At 37.2% G+C, this 25,453-nt stretch carries 24 protein-coding genes; 21 read left to right on the forward strand and 3 right to left on the reverse strand.

Annotated features, from left to right (window positions below; translation table 11 throughout):
* Positions 1-21 precede the first annotated feature (21 nt).
* The 4 genes from noc to C7Y47_RS18080 all read left to right on the forward strand — a co-directional run bounded on the left by noc (position 22) and on the right by C7Y47_RS18080 (position 4,056).
* On the forward strand, positions 22-921 hold the full coding sequence (gene noc, locus C7Y47_RS18065; protein ID WP_142510023.1) for a nucleoid occlusion protein: 900 nt from the start codon (positions 22-24) through the stop codon (positions 919-921).
* 734 nt (positions 922-1,655) lie between these two features.
* Positions 1,656-2,417, forward strand: a complete 762-nt coding sequence (locus tag C7Y47_RS18070; protein ID WP_142510024.1) for a ParA family protein — start codon at positions 1,656-1,658, stop codon at positions 2,415-2,417.
* Positions 2,410-3,264 (forward strand): ParB/RepB/Spo0J family partition protein, encoded by an 855-nt coding sequence (locus tag C7Y47_RS18075; protein WP_142510025.1) that lies wholly within the window; start codon positions 2,410-2,412, stop codon positions 3,262-3,264. Before C7Y47_RS18070 ends, C7Y47_RS18075 begins: the two co-directional genes overlap by 8 nt.
* A 78-nt stretch (positions 3,265-3,342) precedes the next feature.
* Positions 3,343-4,056: a DUF554 domain-containing protein gene (locus C7Y47_RS18080; protein WP_142510026.1), complete on the forward strand. Its 714-nt coding sequence runs from the start codon at positions 3,343-3,345 to the stop codon at positions 4,054-4,056.
* On the opposite strand, the gene yyaC is transcribed toward C7Y47_RS18080, so the two are convergent.
* Entirely contained in the window at positions 3,976-4,608 is a 633-nt protein-coding gene (gene yyaC, locus C7Y47_RS18085; RefSeq protein WP_142510027.1) for a spore protease YyaC, read from the reverse strand. The two genes, C7Y47_RS18080 and yyaC, sit on opposite strands and share 81 nt — an antisense overlap.
* A gap of 93 nt (positions 4,609-4,701) precedes the next feature.
* Here yyaC and C7Y47_RS18090 point away from each other — a divergent pair, with 93 nt between their 5' ends.
* The 4 genes from C7Y47_RS18090 to C7Y47_RS18105 all read left to right on the forward strand — a co-directional run bounded on the left by C7Y47_RS18090 (position 4,702) and on the right by C7Y47_RS18105 (position 8,282).
* Positions 4,702-5,580: a mechanosensitive ion channel family protein gene (locus C7Y47_RS18090; RefSeq protein ID WP_142510028.1), complete on the forward strand. Its 879-nt coding sequence runs from the start codon at positions 4,702-4,704 to the stop codon at positions 5,578-5,580.
* Between the two features lies 1 nt (position 5,581).
* Positions 5,582-5,782, forward strand: a complete 201-nt coding sequence (locus tag C7Y47_RS18095; protein ID WP_142510080.1) for a DUF951 domain-containing protein — start codon at positions 5,582-5,584, stop codon at positions 5,780-5,782.
* A 278-nt stretch (positions 5,783-6,060) separates the two neighbouring features.
* Complete coding sequence (gene ychF, locus C7Y47_RS18100; protein ID WP_132362505.1) at positions 6,061-7,161, forward strand: redox-regulated ATPase YchF; 1,101 nt, start codon at positions 6,061-6,063, stop codon at positions 7,159-7,161.
* A gap of 80 nt (positions 7,162-7,241) precedes the next feature.
* Positions 7,242-8,282 carry an acyl-CoA dehydrogenase gene (locus tag C7Y47_RS18105; RefSeq protein WP_142510029.1) on the forward strand — a complete coding sequence of 347 codons (1,041 nt, stop codon included), beginning with the start codon at positions 7,242-7,244 and terminating at the stop codon, positions 8,280-8,282.
* 69 nt (positions 8,283-8,351) lie between these two features.
* Here the strand turns inward: C7Y47_RS18105 and C7Y47_RS18110 are convergent, their stop codons facing one another.
* Entirely contained in the window at positions 8,352-8,912 is a 561-nt protein-coding gene (locus tag C7Y47_RS18110) for a DUF3267 domain-containing protein (RefSeq protein ID WP_142510030.1), read from the reverse strand.
* Between the two features lie 173 nt (positions 8,913-9,085).
* Here C7Y47_RS18110 and rpsF point away from each other — a divergent pair, with 173 nt between their 5' ends.
* The 8 genes from rpsF (at position 9,086) to C7Y47_RS18150 (ending at position 17,110) form a co-directional block, all read left to right on the forward strand.
* Positions 9,086-9,373: a 30S ribosomal protein S6 gene (rpsF, locus tag C7Y47_RS18115; RefSeq protein ID WP_053482932.1), complete on the forward strand. Its 288-nt coding sequence runs from the start codon at positions 9,086-9,088 to the stop codon at positions 9,371-9,373.
* A gap of 38 nt (positions 9,374-9,411) precedes the next feature.
* Positions 9,412-9,981 carry a single-stranded DNA-binding protein gene (gene ssb / locus C7Y47_RS18120; protein ID WP_142510031.1) on the forward strand — a complete coding sequence of 190 codons (570 nt, stop codon included), beginning with the start codon at positions 9,412-9,414 and terminating at the stop codon, positions 9,979-9,981.
* Positions 9,982-10,019: 38 nt separating this feature from the next.
* Positions 10,020-10,256 carry a 30S ribosomal protein S18 gene (gene rpsR, locus C7Y47_RS18125; protein WP_049662616.1) on the forward strand — a complete coding sequence of 79 codons (237 nt, stop codon included), beginning with the start codon at positions 10,020-10,022 and terminating at the stop codon, positions 10,254-10,256.
* A gap of 558 nt (positions 10,257-10,814) precedes the next feature.
* A complete protein-coding gene (locus C7Y47_RS18130) occupies positions 10,815-11,756 on the forward strand; it encodes a YybS family protein (protein ID WP_142510032.1) in 942 nt (313 codons plus the stop codon).
* Positions 11,757-11,768: 12 nt separating this feature from the next.
* On the forward strand, positions 11,769-13,742 hold the full coding sequence (locus C7Y47_RS18135) for a DHH family phosphoesterase (protein WP_142510033.1): 1,974 nt from the start codon (positions 11,769-11,771) through the stop codon (positions 13,740-13,742).
* Entirely contained in the window at positions 13,739-14,185 is a 447-nt protein-coding gene (gene rplI, locus C7Y47_RS18140) for a 50S ribosomal protein L9 (RefSeq protein ID WP_142510034.1), read from the forward strand. The genes C7Y47_RS18135 and rplI overlap by 4 nt, the downstream gene beginning before the upstream one ends.
* Before the next feature lie 13 nt (positions 14,186-14,198).
* On the forward strand, positions 14,199-15,560 hold the full coding sequence (gene dnaB, locus C7Y47_RS18145; RefSeq protein ID WP_132362519.1) for a replicative DNA helicase: 1,362 nt from the start codon (positions 14,199-14,201) through the stop codon (positions 15,558-15,560).
* Between the two features lie 257 nt (positions 15,561-15,817).
* Positions 15,818-17,110: an adenylosuccinate synthase gene (locus tag C7Y47_RS18150; protein ID WP_142510035.1), complete on the forward strand. Its 1,293-nt coding sequence runs from the start codon at positions 15,818-15,820 to the stop codon at positions 17,108-17,110.
* 602 nt (positions 17,111-17,712) lie between these two features.
* On the opposite strand, the gene C7Y47_RS18155 is transcribed toward C7Y47_RS18150, so the two are convergent.
* On the reverse strand, positions 17,713-18,525 hold the full coding sequence (locus C7Y47_RS18155) for a YitT family protein (RefSeq protein WP_255505247.1): 813 nt from the start codon (positions 18,523-18,525) through the stop codon (positions 17,713-17,715).
* 1,290 nt (positions 18,526-19,815) lie between these two features.
* On the opposite strand from C7Y47_RS18155, the gene yycF reads away from it, so the two are divergent.
* Genes yycF through C7Y47_RS18180 form a run of 5 tightly spaced genes read left to right on the forward strand, consistent with a single transcriptional unit; the run spans position 19,816 to position 25,319 of the window.
* Entirely contained in the window at positions 19,816-20,529 is a 714-nt protein-coding gene (gene yycF, locus C7Y47_RS18160) for a response regulator YycF (RefSeq protein ID WP_049662630.1), read from the forward strand.
* Positions 20,530-20,535: 6 nt separating this feature from the next.
* Positions 20,536-22,401, forward strand: a complete 1,866-nt coding sequence (gene walK / locus C7Y47_RS18165) for a cell wall metabolism sensor histidine kinase WalK (RefSeq protein ID WP_142510037.1) — start codon at positions 20,536-20,538, stop codon at positions 22,399-22,401.
* A complete protein-coding gene (locus C7Y47_RS18170) occupies positions 22,398-23,717 on the forward strand; it encodes a YycH family regulatory protein (protein WP_142510038.1) in 1,320 nt (439 codons plus the stop codon). The genes walK and C7Y47_RS18170 overlap by 4 nt, the downstream gene beginning before the upstream one ends.
* A complete protein-coding gene (locus tag C7Y47_RS18175; RefSeq protein WP_142510039.1) occupies positions 23,704-24,531 on the forward strand; it encodes a two-component system regulatory protein YycI in 828 nt (275 codons plus the stop codon). Before C7Y47_RS18170 ends, C7Y47_RS18175 begins: the two co-directional genes overlap by 14 nt.
* Positions 24,531-25,319, forward strand: a complete 789-nt coding sequence (locus C7Y47_RS18180; protein ID WP_142510040.1) for an MBL fold metallo-hydrolase — start codon at positions 24,531-24,533, stop codon at positions 25,317-25,319. Before C7Y47_RS18175 ends, C7Y47_RS18180 begins: the two co-directional genes overlap by 1 nt.
* Positions 25,320-25,453 lie beyond the last annotated feature (134 nt).

Genomic DNA, 25,453 nt, shown 5'->3' on the forward strand with positions numbered 1-25,453 from the left:
CTTAAAGGTGGTGCCACTTGGATGAAAAGTCCTTTTTCACGTTTTTTTGGAGGCGGAAATAAAACTGAGCCTATTGTGAAAAATGAAGTAGAACAAGCAGAGACGGTTCATGCAGCAGAAGAAGTTATAAAGCTGCCTATTGATCAAATTGTACCTAACCGTTTTCAGCCACGTACTATTTTTGATGATGAAAAAATTGAAGAATTATCAAGAACCATTCATACACATGGTGTAATTCAGCCAATTGTTGTACGTAAAACAGCAGAAAATCAATATGAAATCATTGCTGGTGAGCGTCGCTATCGAGCAATGAAAAAGCTACAATGGACAGAAGTCCCGGCAATTATAAGAAATTTAACTGATAAGGAAACGGCCTCTATCGCGTTAATCGAGAACCTACAGCGTGAGGAATTAACAGCAATTGAAGAAGCTGTTGCCTATCAAAAATTATTAGAGCTTCATGAGCTGACACAAGAGGCTCTGGCCCAACGACTTGGAAAAGGACAATCCACGGTAGCCAATAAATTACGTTTACTAAAGCTTCCTGAAGAAGTGCAGCAAGCTATTTTGAAGCGTGAAATCTCTGAACGACATGCACGTGCATTAATTGCAATTAAAGATCGGCCATTACAGTTAGAAGTTTTACAACAAACGATTGAAAATGATTGGAATGTTCGCCAGTTAGAAGAACAGATTTATGTTTTATTACATCCGGAGGTAGTAGCTCAAGAAGAAGCGGAGCCAAAGAAAGTAAAGCCGAAACGTAAGGCCATTAGTAAAGACGTACGCATTGCTTTAAATACGATTAAACAATCGTTATCTATGGTAACAAAGAGCGGTATAACAGTTAAGACCGAAGAAGAAGACACAGAGGAATATTATCAAATTACAGTGAAAATACCTAAAAAGAAAAAGTCTTAAGTAGTGATTGAAGTTATATTAGAAAAATAAAGAATTGGCTTTTATAGCATCATCAAAGGATGATATTTCTATAAGTTGATTGGAGTGGAGGATAAACGCCCCCAGGGAAGTATCCAGTCGGAACGAAATTCAACCTCGTGATATGATGATGAACTACTTATATATCTCTGTAAGGAGGAGGCATCTCAGTAATAATTCTGGGAGATGTCTCCTTTTTTGCATATATTCTTAATATTTTATACAACTATTTTCTGTTTTTTTGATAGAATGAAAGTTAGATAGAGATATTTAACTTCTTTGGAGCAAGTGTTTTTTGTCACGAAAGTGAAACGGCAGTTACAGAAGTCTCTCACCTCTATAAGTGGTAAGATGAATGCGGGTCTAAGTTATTTTTCGCGGGTGGGGTGTCCAACCATCCGCTGAAATAGAGGAACTCAGTCTAAGAACGCCACGTCCTGTGGCAACGACTGAGAGACCAACATCTTGCTGCTGACGCTGCGTTAGCACTACGCTTTCGCGCAAAAAACATCTGTTGGCCCAAAACCTCCGGCGGATGTCACGGATTCGGAAAGGAGTTAATAAAGGATGTTAGCCTAAAATCATCGCATCTATGCGAAAACGGCTAACTGACAAAGCCGAATCCGGACACAATTATGCCGAGGCATAATTGATCAGTGATTTTACAAATGATTTGTCAAAGTGAACCTTTGATAGATGAAAGCAGGTGCTTTTAAATGGGTAGAATTATAGCAATCGCCAATCAAAAGGGTGGCGTAGGAAAAACAACGACATCGGTCAATTTGAGCGCTTGTCTAGCATACTTAGGGAAGAAAGTGCTCTTAATCGATACTGATCCACAAGGAAATACAACAAGTGGACTTGGTGTAAATAAAGGAGAACTTCAAGGCTGCATTTATGATGTATTAATTGATGATGAAAACGTTGAAAATGTCATTCAACAAACAAATGTCGAAAACTTAGCAATTGTTCCAGCAACCATTTCACTAGCAGGAGCAGAAATTGAATTAGTTTCGACAATTTCCAGAGAAGTACGTTTAAAGCACGCACTTCAAGATGTAAAAGAAAACTATGATTATATTATTATTGATTGCCCGCCTTCGTTAGGGCTACTAACAATTAATGCTTTAACTGCTTCGGATGCGCTTATTATTCCTGTACAATGCGAATATTACGCATTAGAGGGGTTAAGTCAGTTGTTATCAACTGTCCGTTTAGTGCAAAAACATTTAAATCAGCAATTATACATTGATGGCGTATTGTTGACGATGCTTGATGCACGAACAAACCTAGGCTTACAAGTTATTGATGAAGTAAAAAAGTATTTCCAAGATAAAGTATACAAAACAATTATTCCTCGTAATGTGCGATTAAGTGAGGCTCCAAGTCATGGGCAGCCAATTATCATTTATGATGCAAAATCAAGAGGTGCAGAAGTGTATTTAGAGATGGCGAGGGAAGTGATTAAAAATGGCTAAAGGTCTAGGAAGAGGCATAGGTGCATTATTTCCTGGAGAGTCTATAGAACAAAGTGGGCAAGTGGAAGAAATACAATTAGAGCTTATCATCGCAAACCCATTTCAGCCTCGTAAAATTTTTGATGAAGAAACTTTACAAGAATTAGCTGACTCTATACAGGAACATGGTATTTTACAGCCAATTGCTGTACGTAAAAAAGGGCGTAAATATGAAATCGTTGCCGGAGAACGCCGTTATAGAGCGACTCAATTAGCAGGTTTAGAGGTTATTCCAGCTATTATAAAAGAGCTATCAGATGCGCAAATGATGGAACTAGCTATTTTAGAAAATCTACAGCGTGAAGATTTGACAGTTATTGAAGAGGCTGAGGCATATCAAAGCTTAATGGAAAGCTTACATTTAACGCAGGAGGAGCTATCCAAAAGATTAGGGAAAAGTAGACCGCATATTGCCAATCATGTTCGTTTACTTGCATTACCAGAGGATGTTCGTGAGTTTATGAATGATGGAACACTATCGATGGGGCAAGGACGAGCGTTACTTGGATTGAAAAATAAAAGAAGAATAGTAGAAGTGGCAAATAAGGTCATCAAACAAGGTTTAAACGTACGGCAAGTTGAAATGTTAGTACACAATTTGAATGAAGAAGTTTCACGTGAAACAACTCAACTAAAGAAAAAAGATATATTCGTGGCAGCTAAGGAAACACAGTTACGTGATTACTTTGGAACAAATGTACAAATTAGAAAATCTAATAATAAAGGGAAAATTGAAATTGAATTTTACTCTGAAGATGATTTAGAACGTATTTTAGAAATATTAAATTTACAGGAAGAGGAAGAATAAGAGAAATATCAATAACGTGATCAGAGCGCCGAACTACAAGGCGCTCTCTATTTTTCTAGAGAGAAGGAAGGTTTGGACGTGGTATTACTAGGGGCATTAATTAACGCTTTGCTTATTATGACGGGTGCATTAGTAGGACGTATCTTTAAAAATATTCCTGAATCGATGAAATCTACTGTATTATCGATTATTGGTTTAGCAGTTGCACTTTTAGGGATTAAAATGGGCTTTGAAAGTGATAATTTTATTATTTTAATGATTAGTTTAGTGGTAGGTACAGTAATTGGCGAGTGGTTAGATTTAGATAAGCAAATGAATAGACTTGGGAAATGGGTAGAATCTTTATTTAGTAAAAATCGAACTGATAATAATCAAATTGGCATAGCAGAAGGTTTTGTAACGGCATCTTTAATATTTGTAGTTGGCTCTATGGGCGTCATTGGTGCACTCGATAGTGGTCTGCGTAACGATCATAATATACTTATTACGAAAGGACTAATCGATGGATTTATATCGATAATCTTAACATCTACATTAGGTATTGGCGTGCTATTATCTGCAGTACCTGTATTCGTCTATCAAGGATTAATTGCACTTTTTGCAGGCGTTATTAGCTCTTTTATATCAGATGCTGCACTACAAATGTTTATTCAAGAAATGACTGCAGTAGGTGGTGTTATGATTTTTGCCATTGGTTTAAATATAGCAGGCTTAACTAAGATCAAGGCCGCTAACTTGTTGCCAGGTCTCATCATTGTCGGTATTGTGGTTGCTATCTTCTATATTTTTTAGTGAGTAACGATGTGTAGCGAGCAATAGAGCCCTTGAAAGTTTTTCCGCCATTGCATAAGAAATATGAAGTCTTGTATTTTGTAAAACAAGCATTTCCATAAAGCCTCCAACATTGACTATTCCTTTAATGGAAATATCGCCGATGGGAGGTAATTGTTTTTTTACAGCTTTCCCCGGAAAAATAGGTCCATTCTGTACAGAAATATGTCCAACGTTTTGTTCACTTCCAAGACATGCATCAATCGCAATAATGAATGGTTTTATAGTATGATTGTGTAGCTGTTGCATAGTAGTATCTAAATTAAGAGCATGCAAAGGATTGTCTAAAGAGCCTACAATTTCATATGGAAAACTAACAGACTTTTTTAGAAAGCTACCTGTTAATGGTCCAAGTGTATCACCTGTACAACGGTCACTTCCAATACAACAGAAAATAAGGCGTTCATGATGAAAGGGTATATGTTCTAAAAATAATGTACTCAACTGCCAAACGATATTTTTACTTTCATGATGAAGAGAATAAGGAAGTAACAATTTTGGTATAGTATTCATAAAAAAACTCACTTTCCTTTTTATTTGTAAGAAGTGCTCGATTTTTATGCAGTATACGCAAATTTTTAGCAAGTTATTCAAGAGGTGGTAATAATGGATTGGTTTAGTGAAAGGGTATTAAAAAACGGTTTGGATAAGCTGATGTCAGAGGAACTCTGGATAAATATAACAAAAGTTTCGGTTAAGATTACTATTATCTTGATTGCATCGTGGCTAGCTGTACGATTAGGAAAGAAGTTTATTAAAAAAGTGTTTTTAATGCGTATGCGTTCACCATTAGATCATTCAGAACGTCGACAAACAACAATTTCAAGATTATTACAAAGTGTCATTTCCTATGTTGTTTATTTTTCAGCAATCGTTGCTATTCTCTCTATCTTAGAGATTAAGATAGCAGGGTTATTGGCAGGAGCAGGGATTGTCGGTTTAGCAATTGGTTTTGGTGCGCAAAGTTTAGTAAAAGATGTCATTACTGGATTCTTTATTATTTTTGAAGATCAATTTGGTGTTGGCGATTATATAAAAATAAATGCTGCTGAAGGAACTGTTGTAGAAATCGGTTTACGTACGACAAAGATTAATGGTTCTACAGGAGAGCAGTTTATTATTCCGAATGGTTCGATTGGTGAGGTTGTCAATTACTCTGTCAACAACTCTAAAATTTATATAGATTTACAAATGACGACCGATGCCAATTTTGACAGAGCTGAATCTATTATTAAAAAGTATTTAAATACTTTACCTGAAATTCATAAGGAGCTTGTAGCAGTACCTGTCTTTTTAGGTGTACAAAATGTTAAGGGGACAGAGGTAACGATTCGTATAGCCGCAGAAACATTACCACAGCAACAACATGGAGTGGCTCGTACGATTCGTCGTGATGTTACAAAACTCTTTGAAGAAAATAATATACCAATGGCTCAACCGAAAATGATGTTCTATGGTGTTAATGAAGAGGGGAGAAGTGAGTAATATGGAAGCAAAGAAATTTTGTTTAAACGATATTGTTGAAATGAAAAAGCAGCACCCATGCGGTACAAATGAATGGAAAATTATTCGGATGGGGGCGGATGTACGCATTAAATGTGAAGGCTGTCAGCATAGTGTCATGATTCCGCGCCGCGAATTTGAGAAAAAAATGAAAAAGGTTATCATTTCGGCTAGTGAGGACTAGTTTTTATCTTCAATCAGTAGGTGTTCTGACACCCACTGAATAAAGATAAAGCCTCCGGCGGATGTCATGGATTTTGAAAGGAATGAATTGTGCGGGCACAATTCAAAATCCGGACGCAATTATGCCAAGACGAAATTGATGTGTATTAGACTTTTTAGAAGTGAATCAATATAATAGATAGGGTTATACAGTGATGAATCAGTGAGGATTTCTGTAACCTCACAGTATCCGTTATTAAGAGCAAATTTGAACAGATCATAGAAAGGTTGTGTCTATACATGGCATTAACAGCTGGAATCGTTGGTTTACCTAACGTTGGAAAATCAACATTATTTAACGCAATTACAAAAGCGGGCGCATTGGCTGCAAACTATCCATTCGCAACAATCGATCCGAACGTCGGTATTGTTGAAGTACCAGATGCACGTTTAGATAAATTAACAGAATTAGTAACACCTAAAAAAACAGTACCAACAGCATTTGAGTTTACAGATATTGCTGGGATCGTAAAAGGCGCTTCAAAGGGTGAAGGGTTAGGGAACAAATTCCTTGCTCATATTCGTGAAGTAGATGCAATTTGCCAAGTTGTACGTTGTTTTGTTGATGAAAATATTACGCACGTATCAGGTGGAGTTGATCCGATTGACGATATTGAGGTCATTAATTTAGAGCTTGCACTTGCTGATTTAGAATCTGTTGATAAGCGATTACAACGTGTTAGCAAAATGGCTAAGCAAAAAGACAAAGAAGCCATGATCGAAGAACCAATTCTTGTGAAAGTTAAAGAACAATTAGAAAACGGTCGACCAGCACGCGCTGCAGAGCTTTCAGAAGACGAGCTAAAGGTTATTAAAGGACTTCATCTTTTAACAATTAAACCTATGCTTTATGTGGCAAACGTTTCAGAAGATGAAGTAGCTGATGCAGATAATAACGAATATGTGCAAAAGGTACGTGAGTATGCAGCTGCTGAAGGAGCTCAAGTTATCACAATTTGTGCAAAAATTGAGGAAGAAATTTCTGAGCTTGATGATGAAGAAAAATCAATGTTCTTAGAAGAACTAGGTATTAAAGAATCTGGTTTAGACCAGTTAATCCGTACTTCATATGATTTATTAGGGCTAGCAACTTATTTCACTGCCGGGGTACAAGAGGTACGTGCATGGACATTCCGTAAAGGTATGAAGGCACCACAATGTGCAGGAATCATCCATACAGACTTTGAACGTGGATTTATTCGTGCAGAAACAGTTGCTTTCGAAGATTTAGTAGAAGCCGGTTCTCAACCTGCTGCTAAAGAAGCTGGGAAAGTACGTCTTGAAGGTAAAGAGTATGTTGTACAAGACGGCGATATTATGTTATTCCGTTTCAATGTGTAAAAAACGCCAGGGGCAATCTTTCAAAAGATTGCCTTTTTTTGTATATAATTTTATCTGAATTTTCAATTAGGAGGATTAGTATGAACATATTACAAATAAAAGATCGTGGTTTAGAAATGGAGGAGTTAGGTAAATTACCAGAAGACATATTAGATCTTATTTATGAGCATCAATTGTTTAAGCTATTCACCGCAAAGGAATTAGGCGGTAAAGATTTAGATCTACTAGAGGGTATTAAAGTATTTCAGCAGATGTCTGCACTTGATGGTAACTTTGGCTGGCTTGTCACAATAGGAACAGGGGGTAACGTGTTTATTCCAACATTGAACAAAGGGGTTGTTGGAAAAATGTTTTCACCAAGAAATGCAGTCATAGCAGGCAGTGGCTATCCTACTGGCGTAGCAGTAAAAATAGATGGGGGCTATCGTGTCACTGGTCAATGGAGGTATTGTAGTGGATCAGATTATGCTACAACTTTTACGATGAATTGCTTTGTCGAGGATGAAGGTAATAGAACAGATGAAATAATTAGTTGTTCAGTAAATCGTGATCAAATAGAGATTCTTAATGATTGGCGAGCAATGGGCTTAAAAGCGACAGCTAGCCATACGATCCGTGTGCAAAATGTTTGGGTACCACAAGAGGAAACATTCCAATTGGGTATAATTAAAAACAAGTATGGAAGTGCGGTACATAGTTTTCCGTTTGGAACATTTGCAGAAGCCTCATTTCTAAGTGTTTGTCTTGGGATAACAGAAAATTTCTTAGAAGAGGCGTCTATTTTAGTAAAGCAAAGAAAGCATGATCCAAGCCGTACCGAACGTATGGGTGCAATACAATTTTTATTGATGCAGCAACAGAAGAACTTTAGACAGCTTGAAGAGCGATATTATTTACTGTTGAACGAATACTGGCAAAAACATAAAGAAGGTCATGAGTTGACTGAAGAACAACTCCAACAATTTTCACGAATAAGTAAAGATAGTGCAGCGGCTTGTGTAGACATTGCCAATAGCTTACTACGTAGACTTGGCATGGATGCAATTACGGAGACATCTTCCATTAATCGTATTTGGAGAAATTTATATACAGCTGCACAGCATAGTTTTTTAACGCCATAAATTTGTGTTAAAAAATAGAACCTGCTTGGGGACAAGCAGATTCTATTTGTCACGTGACACTCAGCAAAGTTATTTCTTTTCCTCGGGCAAATATACATAAAGCTTAGGTAAATGAGGATCATCTTGTATTAACGCATTTTTTGGGTATTTACGTAATTCTGTATACATGGAAAAATCACCGACTGCTCCAGCGATTAAAAAAGCACCTACTAATACTAAAACAGTACTGTTAACGTAGAAACCAGCAATTGTCGGGAGAACGCCAGTTGTCCAAAATGGAAGTAATAAAGCTTTTTTCATTGCATGATTCGGTAACGGTTGTTCAGTTGTTGCGTACGCTATGCCAAGTTCTAAATTCAGACCATATTTTAACGATTTAAAGGGTACGCCTCCAAAGACCATAAAGCCAATTAAATGAAAGGCTTCATGTAAGACAATGAAAATAATATACAGAATAACAAAAAGGATAGATCCAATAATCATATTCCAAAATGAAAAATCAAAATCTTTAAAGCAAATAGCTTGAATAGCTACAAATAATATGACGAGACCACTTGTACCAACAATATTATCCATCATTAGTTTTTTTATATCCAACTCGATTACGATAGGTTCTTTATCTGGTAGCATGAAGATCCTCCTCTCATTCATGAATTAAGTTCATTATATAGAAAGAATTGTTTGGTTGCGACTTGAAAGACATGTATCTATATGTTACAATTCATTGATGTGAGTAATAATTATTACTTGCTCCTTGCTCCCTGTATACAGGAGAGCCTCAGTCCATAAGGAGGTGTAAACAGATGAGAAAATACGAATTAATGTACATCGTACGTCCGAACATTGAAGACGAAGCGAAGAAAGCTTTAGTTGAACGTTTCAACGAAATCTTAACTTCTAACGGTGCAGAAGTCATCGAATCAAAAGAGTGGGGCAAACGCCGCTTAGCTTATGAAATTCAAGACTTCCGCGAAGGTTTCTACCAAATCGTGAAAGTAAACGCTACTTCAGAAGCAATTAACGAATACACACGTCTTGCTAACATTAGCGAAGATATCATTCGTCACATTGCGGTTCGCCAAGAAGCATAATCATTTAACAAAATGCTGAAAAGGAGGTTGCATTTCTGATGATAAACCGTGTCGTATTAGTTGGAAGACTAACAAAAGATCCTGAGCTACGCTATACGCCTAATGGTGTTGCGTCTACAAGATTTACAGTTGCTGTGAATCGAACATTCTCAAACCAACAAGGTGATCGCGAAGCTGATTTCATTAGCTGTGTTGCATGGCGCAAACAGGCTGAAAACTTAGCAAACTTCATGCGAAAAGGAAGTTTGATTGGAGTGGAAGGTCGCATTCAAACAGGCAGCTATGAAGGACAAGATGGTAAACGAGTATACACAACAGATGTAGTGGCAGATAGCGTACAGTTTTTAGAGCCTCGTAATACTAGCGGTGCTCCTGCTCCTCAATATGGTGGGCAGAATACTTACGGTAATAATCAACCGTCATATGGCGGTGGACAACCACAGCAACAGTTTGGTGGTGCTATGCCAGGGCAGGGTTCATTTGGCGGCGATGCTTATCAGCAAAATCAACCACCTATGAATCAGCCGAATTATACACGTGTAGATGAGGATCCATTTGCTAATAGCAAAGGACCGATAGAAGTATCTGAGGATGACTTACCATTCTAATGCTTCTAAAATAAAAAATGATAAGGAGGAGACATACTATGGCACCACGTCGCGGAGGCCGCAAACGCCGTAAAGTTTGCTACTTCACTGCTAATAACATTACGAATATCGACTATAAAGATGTGGATTTACTTAAAAAATTCATCTCTGAGCGCGGTAAAATCTTACCACGTCGCGTAACTGGCACTAGCGCTAAGTACCAACGTAAATTAACTTCAGCTATCAAAGTTTCTCGTATCATGGGATTACTTCCATTCGTAGCAGAAGACAAATAAGATAATAAAGGCACAACGAGGTTTAATTAACTTTAGTTGTGCCTTTTTATTTATAAAACTGGAGTTGCTGATCTTGTCATCTCTAATACTATAGAGATGACCTTATTTTACCTCAGTAATTACTCTATATATTACCATTTGCCATTAGTATAAGAATTTATTACACTTTTAAGAGACATGAATAACGAAAAAATGAATGTTAGAGATTGAGAAACAAATTGCTAAAACGTATGAATGAGAAGAACAATCGACTAAGTAACATTTTTAAAAACAAACGGCTTATAATCATTTCGATTAAAAGCCTTTTTTCATGCAGTAGTAACGGTCGTATGCATCGTTGAAAAATTTCAACAATATATATAAGAACATAAATAATGAATTTGTTATGCCTTTTCGGTAAAAAATCTCCCTATATAGCTATTTATTTCACGCTTTAGTCATTGGTTCTACAAAATTAATGGCAAAGCATTCAGTTGTTCTTAGCGTTTTTTGTTCAATAACCTAAAAAAATGGTACAATAAAGGTCAGTAAGATTGACTGAAAAAAGGAAGGTTTTCAATGCCGAATAATCAAACAAAGGCGCTTTTACATGGCTCAATGATGGTCGCAATCTTTACGTTTCTTATGCTTATTTCTGCATATGTACCATTCATTCTTATAGTAAGTCTATTATTTGCCCCATTACCGATTGCTTGGTATAGCGCAAATTATAAGCGTTCATCATCAGTATTTGTAGCAGTAGTAGGCTGTATTTTAACCACTCTAACAACTGGCTTAATTATGTTACCATTTGCCTTTGTATTGGCATTACTTGGTGTCGTAATAGGAAATGCAATTAATCAAAAGAAGAGCAAACTTTACCTATTCATGTCATCTGGGGTTGCTGTTCTTCTATCAATGACAATTGTCTATGTAGCCTATGTTCAATTTACTGGTATCAATATGATTAACATAAGCATGGAGTTGTTCCGTGAAAGTTATGAGCAATCAAATGAACTGACAAAAACTATGACAGGTCAAGAAGCGTTTCAGCCAGAGCTAATTGAGGCTCTGTTAAAAACAGCTGAACTGACAATACCTGCATTAGTAACACTCTCTGCATTTATGACAGCATTTATTGTCATGACGTTCAATTTACCTGTATTAAAACGTCTTGGTTTAGACGTACCGAAATTTGCCCCGTTCCAACATATGCGTCTACCACGATCTATTTTATGGTATTACATGATTGTTTTATGCATTAACTTATTTCTGCGTCCAGAAGCTGGATCTACATTAGATGTTATTGTTTTAAATGTTTCTTATGTTTTATGGATATTATTAATCCTGCAGGGGATTTCCTTTATACATTTCCTTATTTCTAAAAAGGGAATGCCGAATGCTGTAAAATGGATAGCTACTTTGTTAGCCTTACCACTATCATCTTTTATGATATTGCTAGGCATCGTAGATTTAGGTTTCGACGTACGTTCACTTGTGAAGGGAAAAACTAAAGAATAAGGGGCTGATGTAATGGGGACTTTTAGAAAACGACCAATCCGCTATCCGCTTTTTGTTCTTTCCATTTTTGGCATTGTGACGTTCGTGCTTCTATGTATTTGGAATATCGGGATAGGTGTCGGTTATGGAGTAGGTTTTGTACTATTAATGGTCTATACGTGGAAGGTAGAAAAGATTACCTTTGATGAAACAGAAAGGCATATTGAATCCATTTCTTTCCGCATGAAAAAAGTAGGGGAAGAGGCATTGCTTGAAATGCCAATTGGGATTTTACTTGTCAATGATCAATATGAAATAGAATGGTCGAATCCATATATGCAAGGCGTTTTAAATATGGAGAATTTAGTAGGTGAAGGAATCGTTAATATATCTGACGACATTTACGTGCTAATGAAAAGCGAAGAGACAAACGAAGATACGATTACGCTCCGTGATCGTAAATATCGAGTTTATTATAAAAAAGAAGAGAATTTACTCTATTTCTTTGACATAACGGAGCAGATAGCTATTGAAAAACAATACTATGCAGATCGTACAGTTATCGCCATTTTATTTGTTGATAATTATGACGAAATTACGCAAGCAATGGATGACCAGCCACGTAGTTTAACGAATACGATGGTGACATCAATTGTTAATGATTGGGCAGCTGAGCAAGGGATATTTGTCAAACGAATATCATCCGATCGTTTTTTAGCTGTATTAAACGAATCCATTTTAATGGAGCTTGAGAAGAAAAAATTTGCCATTTTAGATACAATTCGAGAAAAAACAGCGCAAAAAAATATGTCATTAACATTAAGTATTGGTGTTGGCGCAGGATCATCTTCATTAGTAGAGCTTGGTGAACTAGCACAATCAAGTTTAGATCTTGTTTTAGGTCGTGGTGGTGATCAGGTTGCCATCAAGCAACCTACAGGGAAACTGAAATTCTATGGTGGGAAAACGAACCCTGTTGAGAAACGTACACGCGTTAGAGCACGTGTTATTTCCCATGCACTACGTGATTTAATTCAGGATAGTGACCAAGTATTTGTTATGGGACATAAAAACCCTGATATGGACTCTATTGGTGCCTCTGTTGGTGTACGTAAAATGGCACAGATGAATGATGTGAAGGGCTATGTGATCGTGAATTTCGAAGAATTAAACGGAAGTGTAACACGTTTAATGAATGAAATAGAGAGTAAATCGGATTTCTATGAAAATTTCCTAACGCCAGAGGAAGCTGCAGCAAGAATGACAGAAAAATCTTTACTCGTTATAGTCGATACGCATAAACCAGATTTAGTCATCGAATCACAGCTATTAAAGCTGGCAGAAAAAGTTGTGGTGATTGATCACCATCGTCGCAGTGAGGATTTTATAGAAAATCCAACGCTTGTTTATATGGAGCCATATGCATCGTCCACAGCTGAGCTTATAACAGAGTTACTCGAGTACCAACCAAAACGTGCGAAGATTAATATGCTAGAGGCTACGGCATTGCTGGCGGGAATTATAGTCGATACAAAGAGTTTTACACTGCGCACAGGAGCCCGTACGTTTGAAGCGGCTTCTTATTTACGGACAAATGGTGCCGATACAGTGCTAGTACAGCGATTATTAAAAGAAGATGTCGATACGTATATTGAGCGTTCTAAAATAGTGCAAACTGTTAAGTTCGTGAAGCCTGGTATTGCTATTGCTGTAGGTGAGGAAGCGAAAGTGTATGATTCTGTACTAATTGCGCAAACAGCAGATATTTTACTAACAATGAAGGATGTTGGTGCTTCCTTTGTCATTGCACATCGTTCAGATGGCAAAATCGGCATAAGTGCAAGATCACTTGGCGAAGTAAACGTGCAGCTTGTTATGGAAAAGCTAGGCGGCGGTGGGCATTTAACGAATGCAGCTTGCCAAGTCGAAGCAAGTTCCATTGCTGGAGTAAAAAAATATTTAGAAGAGGCCATAAATGAGGTACTCGAAGGGAGTTCTGAATCATGAAAGTAGTATTTTTAAAAGATGTTAAAGGAAAAGGGAAAAAAGGGGAAATAAAAAATGTAGCTGACGGCTATGCACAAAACTTCTTGATTAAAAATGGCTATGCTGCTGAAGCAAATGCACAAGCATTAAGTCAATTAGATGGTCAAAAGAAATTAGAAGCTAAAAATGCCGCTGCAGAATTAGCTGAAGCGAAAGCGTTAAAAGAAAAATTAGAAGCTTTAACAGTAGAATTAAAAGCAAAATCAGGTGAAGGTGGTCGCCTATTTGGTTCAGTATCTACAAAGCAAATTGCTGATGGGCTTCAAAAAACGCATGGCATAAAAATTGATAAACGTAAAATGACTTTAAGTGATGGAATTCGTGCGCTAGGCTTTACAAATGTACCTGTAAAACTACATCATGAAGTATCTGCAACATTAAAAGTTCATGTAACGGAAGAGTAAGGGGCGACGAACCATGAACGAACCGATGATGGACCGCGTCCCACCGCATAACCGGGAAGCGGAGCAATCGGTTATCGGTGCAATTTTCCTTGATCCTCAATCGTTAATCACGGCATCTGAAATTTTACTAGCAGATGATTTTTATCATAATGCACATAAAACAATTTTCGAAACGATGCTACGTTTAAGTGATCAAGGAAAAGCGATAGATGTTGTAACAGTTACGGAAGAATTATCAGCTAAAAAGGAAATTGAGGATGTTGGCGGGCTATCTTATTTACTAGAGCTCGCCAATGCTGTCCCTACAGCTGCTAACGTCGCACACTATGCGAAAATTGTCGAAGAAAAGGCATTATTACGTCGTTTAATTCGTGTTGCTACTAAAATAGTAGAAGATGGCTATACTCGTGAGGATGAGGTAGAGGCATTACTAGGTGAAGCAGAGAAGAAAATGATGGAGGTAGCCAATCGTAAAAATGCGGGGGACTTTAAGCATGTTAAAGACGTATTGGTGGAAACCTTTGATAACATCGAAAAGCTTCAATCACAAAAAGGTGATGTTACAGGTATCCCGACAGGCTTCCGTGATTTAGATAATATAACAGCTGGCTTCCAGCGCAACGATTTAATTATTGTAGCGGCACGTCCTTCTGTAGGGAAAACAGCCTTTGCGTTGAATGTTGCGCAAAGTGTTGCCGTTCAAGCACGTGAAAATGTCGCGATCTTCTCTCTAGAGATGGGTGCTGAGCAGCTAGTTATGCGTATGCTTTGTGCGGAGGGAAATATAGATGCACAAGTTTTACGTACAGGTGCTTTAACAACGGAAGATTGGGGTAAACTAACTATGGCAATGGGAAGTTTATCGAATTCCGGAATTTTTATTGATGATACACCAGGTGTACGTATTAATGAAATTCGAGCAAAATGTCGACGTTTAGCACAGGAGCATGGCCTCGGTATGATTTTGATCGATTATTTACAGCTTATTCAAGGTAGTGGTAAGCCAGGTGAGAACCGTCAGCAAGAGGTATCTGAGATTTCACGTTCTTTAAAAGGTTTAGCGCGTGAGTTAAAGGTTCCGGTCATTGCATTATCACAGCTATCTCGTGGCGTTGAGCAACGTCAAGATAAGCGGCCTATGATGAGTGACTTACGTGAATCGGGAAGTATTGAGCAAGATGCTGATATTGTTGCCTTCTTATATCGTGATGATTATTACGATAAAGAGTCCGAGAGTAAAAATATGATTGAGATTATTATTGCTAAACAGCGTAACGGTCCAACGGGTACAGTTACACTTGCTTTTAAAAAAGAATTCAATAAATTCATTAATGTGGATTGGTCGCAAATGCCGCCACCACCTCCACGTGAGTAAATATTTATCTTCATTCATAAGAAAAATTTCCTTCTTTTAGAGGAACTCAACGTTGGAGATTACACCAAGACGGAATTAATCTGAATGTTAGATAATATTCATACCATTCTGTTATTAAACACGAACGTTGAATCATATTTTTTGATTTTATGTTCGTGTTTTTAAGTATTTTTGTTGACTAGGCGTTTCTATCATTGATACAATAATTAACGGCTTAAAAATTGAGATACAAATGGTATCTAACGGAGGTGCTGACTATGACATCAGTTGTAGTTGTAGGAACACAGTGGGGAGACGAAGGAAAAGGTAAAATTACAGATTTCCTTTCACAAAAAGCTGATGCAATCGCTCGTTTTGCAGGCGGTGATAATGCAGGACATACAATTAAATTTGATGGTGAAACTTATAAGTTACATTTAATTCCATCAGGTATTTTCTATAAAGAGAAAACTTCAGTAATCGGAAATGGTTTGGTTGTTAATCCAAAGTCATTAGTTACTGAGCTTAGAGGCTTACAAGAGCGTGGCATTGATACAGAAAATTTACGAATTTCTAATCGTGCGCATGTTATTTTGCCATATCATATTAAGCAAGATATCGCCGATGAGGAAAGCCGTGGCGATAAAAAAATTGGTACGACTTGTAAAGGGATTGGACCATGCTATCAAGATAAAGTAGCACGTATCGGTATCCGTATGGCTGATTTACTAGACAAGGATGTATTTGAAGAAAAACTACGTCAAAATTTAGCAATTAAGAATAAGTTATTTGAGAAATTTTACGAAGTTGAAGGCGTAACATTCGAAGAAATTTTCGAAGAATACTACGGCTATGGACAAGAAATCGCAAAATATGTAACTGATACGTCTAAAATCTTAAATGATGTACTAGATGAAGGCGGCAAAGTGTTATTTGAAGGAGCACAAGGTATTTTACTTGATGTCGATCAAGGTACGTATCCATTTGTAACATCTTCAAATCCTGTTGCTGGTGGAGTAGCGATTGGTGCTGGTGTTGGTCCTTCACGAGTTACAAGTGTTATTGGTGTATCTAAAGCCTATACGTCTCGTGTTGGCGATGGACCGTTCCCAACTGAATTATTTGATGAAGTAGGTCAACAAATTCGTGAAGTTGGTCGTGAATACGGTACAACAACTGGCCGCCCACGTCGTGTAGGTTGGTTTGATACGGTAGTTGTGCGCCACTCACGCCGAGTAAGTGGTATTACGCATCTTGCGCTTAACTCTATCGATGTTTTATCTGGTTTAGAAACAGTTAAAATTTGTACAGCGTATAAATATAAAGATGAAACGATTACTGAGTATCCAGCAAATCTTCATATTATTGAACAATGTGAACCAATTTATGAAGAGCTTCCAGGCTGGTCAGAAGATGTTACAGGCTGCAAAACATTAGAAGAGCTACCTGAGAATGCACGTCGTTATGTAGAACGCGTGAGTGAATTAACTGGTATTGAAATTGCTACTTTCTCTGTTGGTCCTGCACGTGAACAAACAAACGTTTTAGTGGATGTTTGGGAAGCAAAATAAATATAAATCAAAAAAGGGCGTACCATATGCGGTACGTCCTTTTTTATACCTCTTTCCTTACTTTGAATTTTGGGGCGAGACGCAATTATTGTCCTATATTTTATGTATTCAAAATTAGTAAGACTCTTCGGCAAAACGAGGGGTTGATTTCCGTTCCGACTGAGCGCTTTCCTGGGGGCGTCCGATGAGCCGCTTCACTCGCGCTGCTCGCTCCAGGGTCTCGGGCCAACACGATGTTGGTCACGAAGGCGTTATCACAGGATGTGATGCTTTTAGCCTTCGTTCCTCTATTGCTGATCCCCAAGGAGTCGCTCAGTCTCCACTCCAATCAGCCACTTCACTTAGCGTATATTTTCTGGCATATTACTCTAAATTTATAGTGATAATATGTGAAAATATAGTGGTAGTAATAGATGTCTTTTGTGTGAAAGCGAAGCAGCAATAGATTCTTTTTACAAAGTGTAGCTACACAAAATGTAAAATAGCGTCACTGTAATAAGCCTATTCAATTTGATTATGGTAAGTAGCCATAATATTCACTTTCATAGATGTATTTCAACAACATTAAAAGGACGTGCCATATGCGGTACGTCCTTTTTTCACTAGTGAATATCTCTCTTCTTGAAGCGGCCACCTCTAACCTCTGCAATATTACCAATTGCTAGGAATGCATGATCATCAATTTCTGCGACGATTGATTTAAGCTTGGATTCCTCTAATCGGGTAATGACGGTAAAAATAACTTTTTTATCGTTACCTGTATAAGCCCCCTCACCATGAAGGAAGGTTACACCTCGACCTAGTCGGTCCATAATCGTTTGCCCAATTTCATCAATTTCATCACTAATGATATAAACGGATTTTGATTCCTCCATCCCTTGAATGACGATATCAATCATTTTATAAGCAATATAGTATGCCAGGATAGAGTACATGGCTTGTTCCCATGTGAACACAAACCCCGCTACTGCAAAGATGAGTAAATTGCAGAACATAATAATTTCACCAACGGAAAACGGTGTTTTACTATTAAATAAAATAGCTAAAATTTCAGTCCCATCTAATGAGCCACCATAACGAATGACAATGCCGACACCAATACCTAAAATCATGCCACCAAAAACTGTGGCCAATAGCGTATCTTGAGTGAACGGGTTTAGATTATGTAAGAAAAGAGTTGTTAATGAGAGTACTGTAATTCCGAGCCCTGTGGAAAGTGCAAAGGTTTTACCGATTTGTTTATAGCCTAAAAAGATGAAAGGTAAGTTTAAAATGAAGATGAAAATACCAAGAGGTAAATTTAATAAATGAGAAGTAATAATGGAAACACCTACGATTCCACCATCCATAATGTGGTTTGGTACTAAAAATAGCTCTAGCCCCAGTGCCATAATGACTGCACCTAATGCCACCATAATGGTCCTAATGATAAGTTTTCGAACGGGATTTTTACATTGAGGCTTTCTTACTTTAGGGGTTATTTCAGATGTTTGTAAAACATTCAAATTAATCGCTCCATTCAACTAATGTATCTAATCTTTATTTTATCAGAATATTTAAAAAGCAAAAAGTGATAAGTTTAAAATTATAGTAAAAATAAATGGAATACTAGCGGCTTTATTCAAAGAACTCAGCTAATCGCTTGGAGTAGAGGTTGAGCGGCTTGGGGTCTAGATATCTCATGAAAAGTACAAGACAGGAACAAAATCTAATTCTGAAACTATACTTTTTAATAGCTATAAGAAAGGAATGATGTAACAATTAGTAGAGAATTAATACATTTACATTACAAAAAGGTGAAAACAGTTAAACTGTATTTTCTTTATGGTACAGTATATTGGTGCAAAAAATATTTGTGGGTAATTAATACTACTATAGAAAAGGTGGAAGGTGCTTTACGGTCACCTAACATCAATTAAAGCGCAAAGTTAGGACAAGTAAGTAGTAGGGGAAATCTGTTAGGGGAATTATAGGCACTACTAGAAATCCATCAGGTACACATCTACACTTTGAAGTTAAGAAAAAGGGTTCGTTAGAAAACCTATTATCATATGCAGGGCGTTAATCAATTCGAATAGAAGGCAGTCCAAAATAGGGCTGTCTTTTTATATACTTCGTATGTAAATCTATGTTATTTCCCGAGAAATATTTGTCGAAATATATTTTAACTTTTATTAGCAACTTTTTTCTGTAGTGAAAGCAAAGCGACAGGTACAGAAGTCATCCGCCTCTATAGGTGATGAGATGAATGCGATTTTAAGTCAATTTTCAGAGAGTATCCAAATATCTAAGAACGCTGTGTCCTGTGGCAACGGCTGAGTGACTAACTTTGTACTGTTGCCGCTGTCGCATAGACAAAACACTGTGCTGACGCTGCGTTAGCACTACGCTTTCGCGCAAAAAACATCTGTTGGCCTAAAGCCTCCGGCGGATGTCACGGGTTCGGAAAGGAGCTTTTTTATAGGAAGTTAGCCTAAAACCATCGCATCCATGCGATAACGGCTAACTGACCTGCATCACGCAGGCCTAAGCACAAAGGCCAATTCCGGAAGCAATTTGTTGAGGCATAATTGATTATAACAATATCGTAAAATGTCTTAGGATTTAGAATAATGCATAGAAGTTAAAAGCATGGTAGAGTTAGAGTAGTGACTTTAAAAATACAATCGTTTAAAAATAGATAAAAAGCGAAAGGGAGAAAAAATATGGACAAGACCATTTTAGTTGTTGACGATGAAAAACCAATCGCAGATATTTTACAGTTTAATTTAATAAAAGAAGGCTACAAAGTTATTTGTGCTTATGATGGAGATGAGGCACTAGAGAAGGTTGAGGAAGAACAACCAGATTTAATGCTTTTAGATATAATGTTACCTAAGCGTGATGGGATGGAAGTATGTCGAGAAGTACGAAAAAAATATGATTTCCCTATCATTATGCTAACTGCAAAAGGGTCTGAAATTGATAAAGTATTAGGACTAGAAATGGGCGCGGATGATTATGTGACAAAGCCATTTAGTACACGTGAGCTCATTGCACGTGTAAAGGCAAATATGCGTCGCTTACAGGTAGTAGCCCCTACTGCCGAAGAGGTTGAAGAAGAGTCCAATGAAATTGTAGTAGGCTCGCTTGTTATTCAGCCAGATGCTTACTTAGTATTGAAACGTGATGAAGCAATTGAACTAACACACAGAGAGTTTGAACTATTACATTACTTAGGGAAGCATATCGGACAAGTAATGACGCGTGAGCATTTACTACAAACTGTGTGGGGCTATGACTATTTCGGTGATGTACGAACAGTAGATGTAACAATTCGTCGTTTACGAGAAAAAATAGAGGACAATCCTAGTCATCCGGCTTGGATTGTAACACGCCGTGGTGTAGGTTATTATTTACGAAATCCTGAACAGGAGTAAAAAGGAATGCAGAAAGTTAGCTTCTTTAAATCAATTCATGTCAAGCTAGTACTAATTTACATTTTGCTAATCCTACTTGCTTTGCAAATAATAGGAATTTATTTTGCGCGTGAATTAGAGCAAAATTTAAAAGATAACTTCCGACAATCCATTTTTCAACGTGTCGATTTAATGCAATATAGCATTCGTGAAGAAATGTTAAAAGAGCGCGATGAAAGTATGCCAACTCTTGAAGAGAGCTTGAAAACGATTGTTATGGAATTTTCCACAGGGTTGAAGGACCTTTCTAAAGGAGATATTTTAGAAATCCGTGTCATCGATAATAGGCAGCGTATTCGCGCCACATCTGAGATAGACAATCAAAGTTTGATTGGACAGCGCTCGAATAATGACCTCGTACGCCGTGCTATCTCTGCAGAAACATTATTTGAAAACATTAAACTTGATAATAAAACAAGAAATCGAGTGTGGGTGTTAGCTTCGCCAATTCGAGATGGTGCAGGACCTGATGATGAAATCATAGGGGTACTCTATATTGAGGCAAATATTGAATCTGTTTTTGAACAAGTGAATGACATTAACCGTATTTTCCTTGGTGGTACAGCGGTGTCCTTAGTAATTACTATCTTTTTAGGTATCTTAGTGGCACGAACAATTACACAGCCAATTTCAGATATGCGTAAGCAGGCACAGGCGATGGCAAAGGGTAACTATTCTCGAAAAGTGCGGGTTTATGGTACAGATGAGATAGGGCAGCTTGCTATAACCTTTAATCATTTAACAAATCGCTTGCAGGAGGCGCAATCTACTACTGAGGCGGAACGACGAAAGCTCGATTCGGTCCTTAGTAATATGACGGATGGCGTTATTGCAACAGATCGAAAAGGGCGTATCATTCTTATTAATGACCCCGCACTAGAGCTGCTGCATATTTCAAGAGATATTACATTAGGCCGACCGATTGCATCTGTTTTAGGAATTGACCAAGAGTATAGTTTTGAGGATTTAATTCACATGAATGATGCGGTGAATTTAAATTTTAGTACAGCAGACGCACCGTATATTTTACGTGCGAATTTCTCTGTTATTCAAAAAGAAACGGGCTTTATTAATGGTCTAATTACCGTACTGCACGATATTACGGAACAGGAAAAAATAGAGATGGATCGCAGGGAATTTGTATCAAATGTGTCACATGAATTAAGGACACCGTTAACGACGATGCGCAGTTATTTAGAGGCGTTAGCAGATGGTGCATGGAAAGATGAAAATATTGCTCCAACATTTTTGAATGTCACACAAACAGAGACAGAGCGTATGATCCGCTTAGTGAATGACTTATTGCAGTTATCAAGAATGGATAGTTCAGATTATGAACTGAATCAAGACATTGTTCTATTTAATTCATTCTTTAACCGTATTATCGATCGTTTTGAAATGTCTAAGTCAGATAAAGTGATGTTTGAACGTTTATTCCCAGAGGCATCTTATTATGTAGAAATCGATACGGATAAGGTGACACAAGTTATCGATAATATTATTTCTAATGCTATTAAGTATTCACCCGATGGCGGTAATATTCGCTTTGGCTTTACAGCGCAAGGAGATATGCTAAAGGTTATGATTTCCGATGATGGTATGGGAATTCCTAAGGAAAATGTAGGACGTATTTTTGAGCGTTTCTATCGAGTAGATCGAGCTCGAGCTCGTTCTATGGGAGGCACAGGTCTAGGTCTAGCTATTGCCAGGGAAATGATTGAAGCTCATGGCGGTAAAATATGGGCTGAAAGTGAAGAAGGGCATGGAACAACGGTTTTCTTCACATTACCACTTAATTTAGATGATTTTGACGAGGCAGGTGAGTGGGAATGAAATATATAGAACCAGTTAAATCAGTTGTTTTATTCCTACTTGTTGTGCTAAGTGTTGTTTTAACCTTTATAATTTGGACATACACGCCAGATTATAAATTTATTGAAAAGACTGAAGGAAAAGAAATTCTAATCGGACCACAAAAAAAAACGGAGGATGTAATTCGTCCTTATAAAGCTATTTACCGTTTTGATAAAGAATTTACCGGAACAGTATCTAATGGTGCAATGGTAGATATTATGGACGCATTTCATGGGTGGAATATCCTGGATTTAATGCCCGTTGACAATAATCTTAAGGCGGACTCTGTAAACGATATGATTCGTTCTAACAATTATATGACTGTCTTTTTCCCTGGTGAGATTCCTTACTCTGCCTTTAACACGATTTTTCAATTCGCCGATAAGGAGCTACCTGAAACAACCTTCAATCGTATGATTATAGATTGGAGCAATTATAATAGCAAAGTAATACAGGTATTTTTCATTAGTGGCAATAATGAACTATTAATGCGTTCACGTGTAAGTCTAGAAAATGCTAATCAATTTGTAAGAGCTATTATTGAGCCAGCGAAAACATACGGCACTTTTAAAGAAGTGGAGCGAGAGGGCTTTACCTCACTATATATTGCAAATGATAAAATTGAATCTGCAAAATATACGTATTTTACCGAAGAGAAACCTGAATTATTTAAAAATGTGGTATTTACAAATCTAAACAATGTCGTGCGCACTGATGAAAGTGCAACTACTGAAAAATATCACGATGGAATGTCACGGATGGTGATTGATTCGAAGGTGAAATCATTAACCTATGTATATCCAGCTGCAGAAAGTAGTGTAAGAATAGAGCCTTCCAAGCTCTTTACGGATAGCTTTGAATTTATCAATGAACACGGAGGTTTTACAGATGATTATCGCTTAGCCTCAACAAGTACAAGCAATAATCAATTGGATTATCAGCTATATTTACATGGATTACCGATTTATAGTGATCAGGCTATAAACCGAATTACAACCGTTTGGGGAGAAAATCGTATTTTCCGCTACAAACGTCCATACTTTTCTTTTGAGAAAGATATTCCGTCCGAAAAAGAGATGAAGGAACTTCCATCAGGATCGGAAATCGTTGAAAAGATTAAAAAGCTAAATAACATTGCTTTATCAGATATAGATGATATTGTTGTGGGTTTCTATTTAACCTATGATCAAAGCACAATAGTGACATTAGAGCCATGCTGGTTTGTTATTCGTAATGGTATATCGACAAAACTGACGCCTGACATATTAGGGGGTGTCAAAAATGGATTGGAATAGAACAAAGTCTATTTTTATATTCGTTTTTTTAATCTTAAATATCTTCTTGTATTGGTTATATTTAAATCGCTATAATGAAGCGCAGAGCGTAGAAATACTAGGTGAAAAAACAATAGAAGCCCGTTTGAAAGATGATAATATTACGTATGGACCACTGCCGAATAGTAATGAATCAGCTTCTTACATTACAGGAAAAGTGCATAATTTTAAAAATATTGTTAACGATGACAATCAGCGAGTAAGTTTCACTGATGAGAAACATGCACATATACGTGTTAATTTTATTAACCCTGTGAAATTACGAAATATTAGTGATGATGCAAGCTTTACCGATTTTGTCCATTTAAACGTTAAAGATGGAGATTTTTATGCATTATGGAAGGTAGATCGTGAGGAACGAGTCGCAATCTTCTTCCAAAAGAAAAATAATCGAATGTTCTATTACAATGATAGTGCCTTATTAAAAGTACAGTGGAATTTAGATAACGAAGTGACAATGTATGAGCAGACAATGATTGATAATATCGAAGAGATGGAGCAACAGGAGACGGTCATACCACCACTTCAAATTTTCCAGACACTTTATAATAAAGGGCTATTAAAATCAGAATCGCGTATTAAGCATGTGAAGTTAGGTTACTCGACATTTAGTAATTTAACGCAAACGCAAGTGTTGATACCAACATGGGAAGTACAAGTGGAATTACCGGACGGAGAAATAGAAGAGTACTTCGTGGATGCTATTGATGGAAAAATTATTGAAATCCAAGGAGACAAGCAAAAGGCTGAAGAGGAAGACTGGGGAGTTGAATAATGCGATTTAGTGTTTTAGCAAGTGGCAGTACAGGAAATTCGATTTATGTAGAGAATGATGAGCATGCATTTATTGTCGATGCGGGTCTTAGTGGCAAAAAAATGGAGCAACTATTTACAAAAGTCGACCGCAATATGAAACAGCTAAGTGGCATTTTCGTTACACATGAGCATAGTGATCATATTAAAGGAATAGGTGTATTGGCACGAAAATATAATGTACCTGTTTATGCTAACGCCAAAACGTGGCAGGCGATGGACGGGCTAGTTGGTGATATACCGTTAGAGCAACGTTTTGAATTTGAAATGGATACTGTAAAGCATTTTGATTCATTGGCTGTTGAATCTTTTGCAGTATCACATGATGCAGCAGATCCAATGTTTTATAGCTTTCATGAAAATGGGCGTAAGCTTGTTGTTATTACGGATACAGGCTATGTCAGTGACCGTATGAAAGGGATTATTCGTGGTGCTGATTCCTTTGTATTTGAAAGTAACCACGATGTGAATATGCTGCAAATGGGACGTTATCCATGGTCTATAAAACGTCGTATTTTAAGTGATGTAGGGCACGTTTCAAATGAGGATGCAGCTATCGCAATGAGTGAAGTAGTATTTGAAAAGCCAACAAATATATATTTATCACATTTAAGTAAAGATAATAATATGAAAGAGCTTGCACGCATGAGTGTTACACAAACTTTGCAATCTTGCGGCATTATTGTCGGTGAGTATTTAAATTTATTTGATACAGATGCAGAAGAGCCGACGAAGTTAGTAACCGTTTAATGATAAAATATCAAAGCTTTAATGAGGCTGTTCAATGGCATTTATAGAAAATGCATTGAACAGCCATTTTTATGTCCATTTTATTTATTTTTCATCTGATTTTAATGTTTGAATTGTAATATTAGGGTAACAAC

The sequence above is a fragment of the Lysinibacillus sphaericus genome (assembly GCF_006864135.1).
Lineage (GTDB): Bacteria > Bacillota > Bacilli > Bacillales_A > Planococcaceae > Lysinibacillus.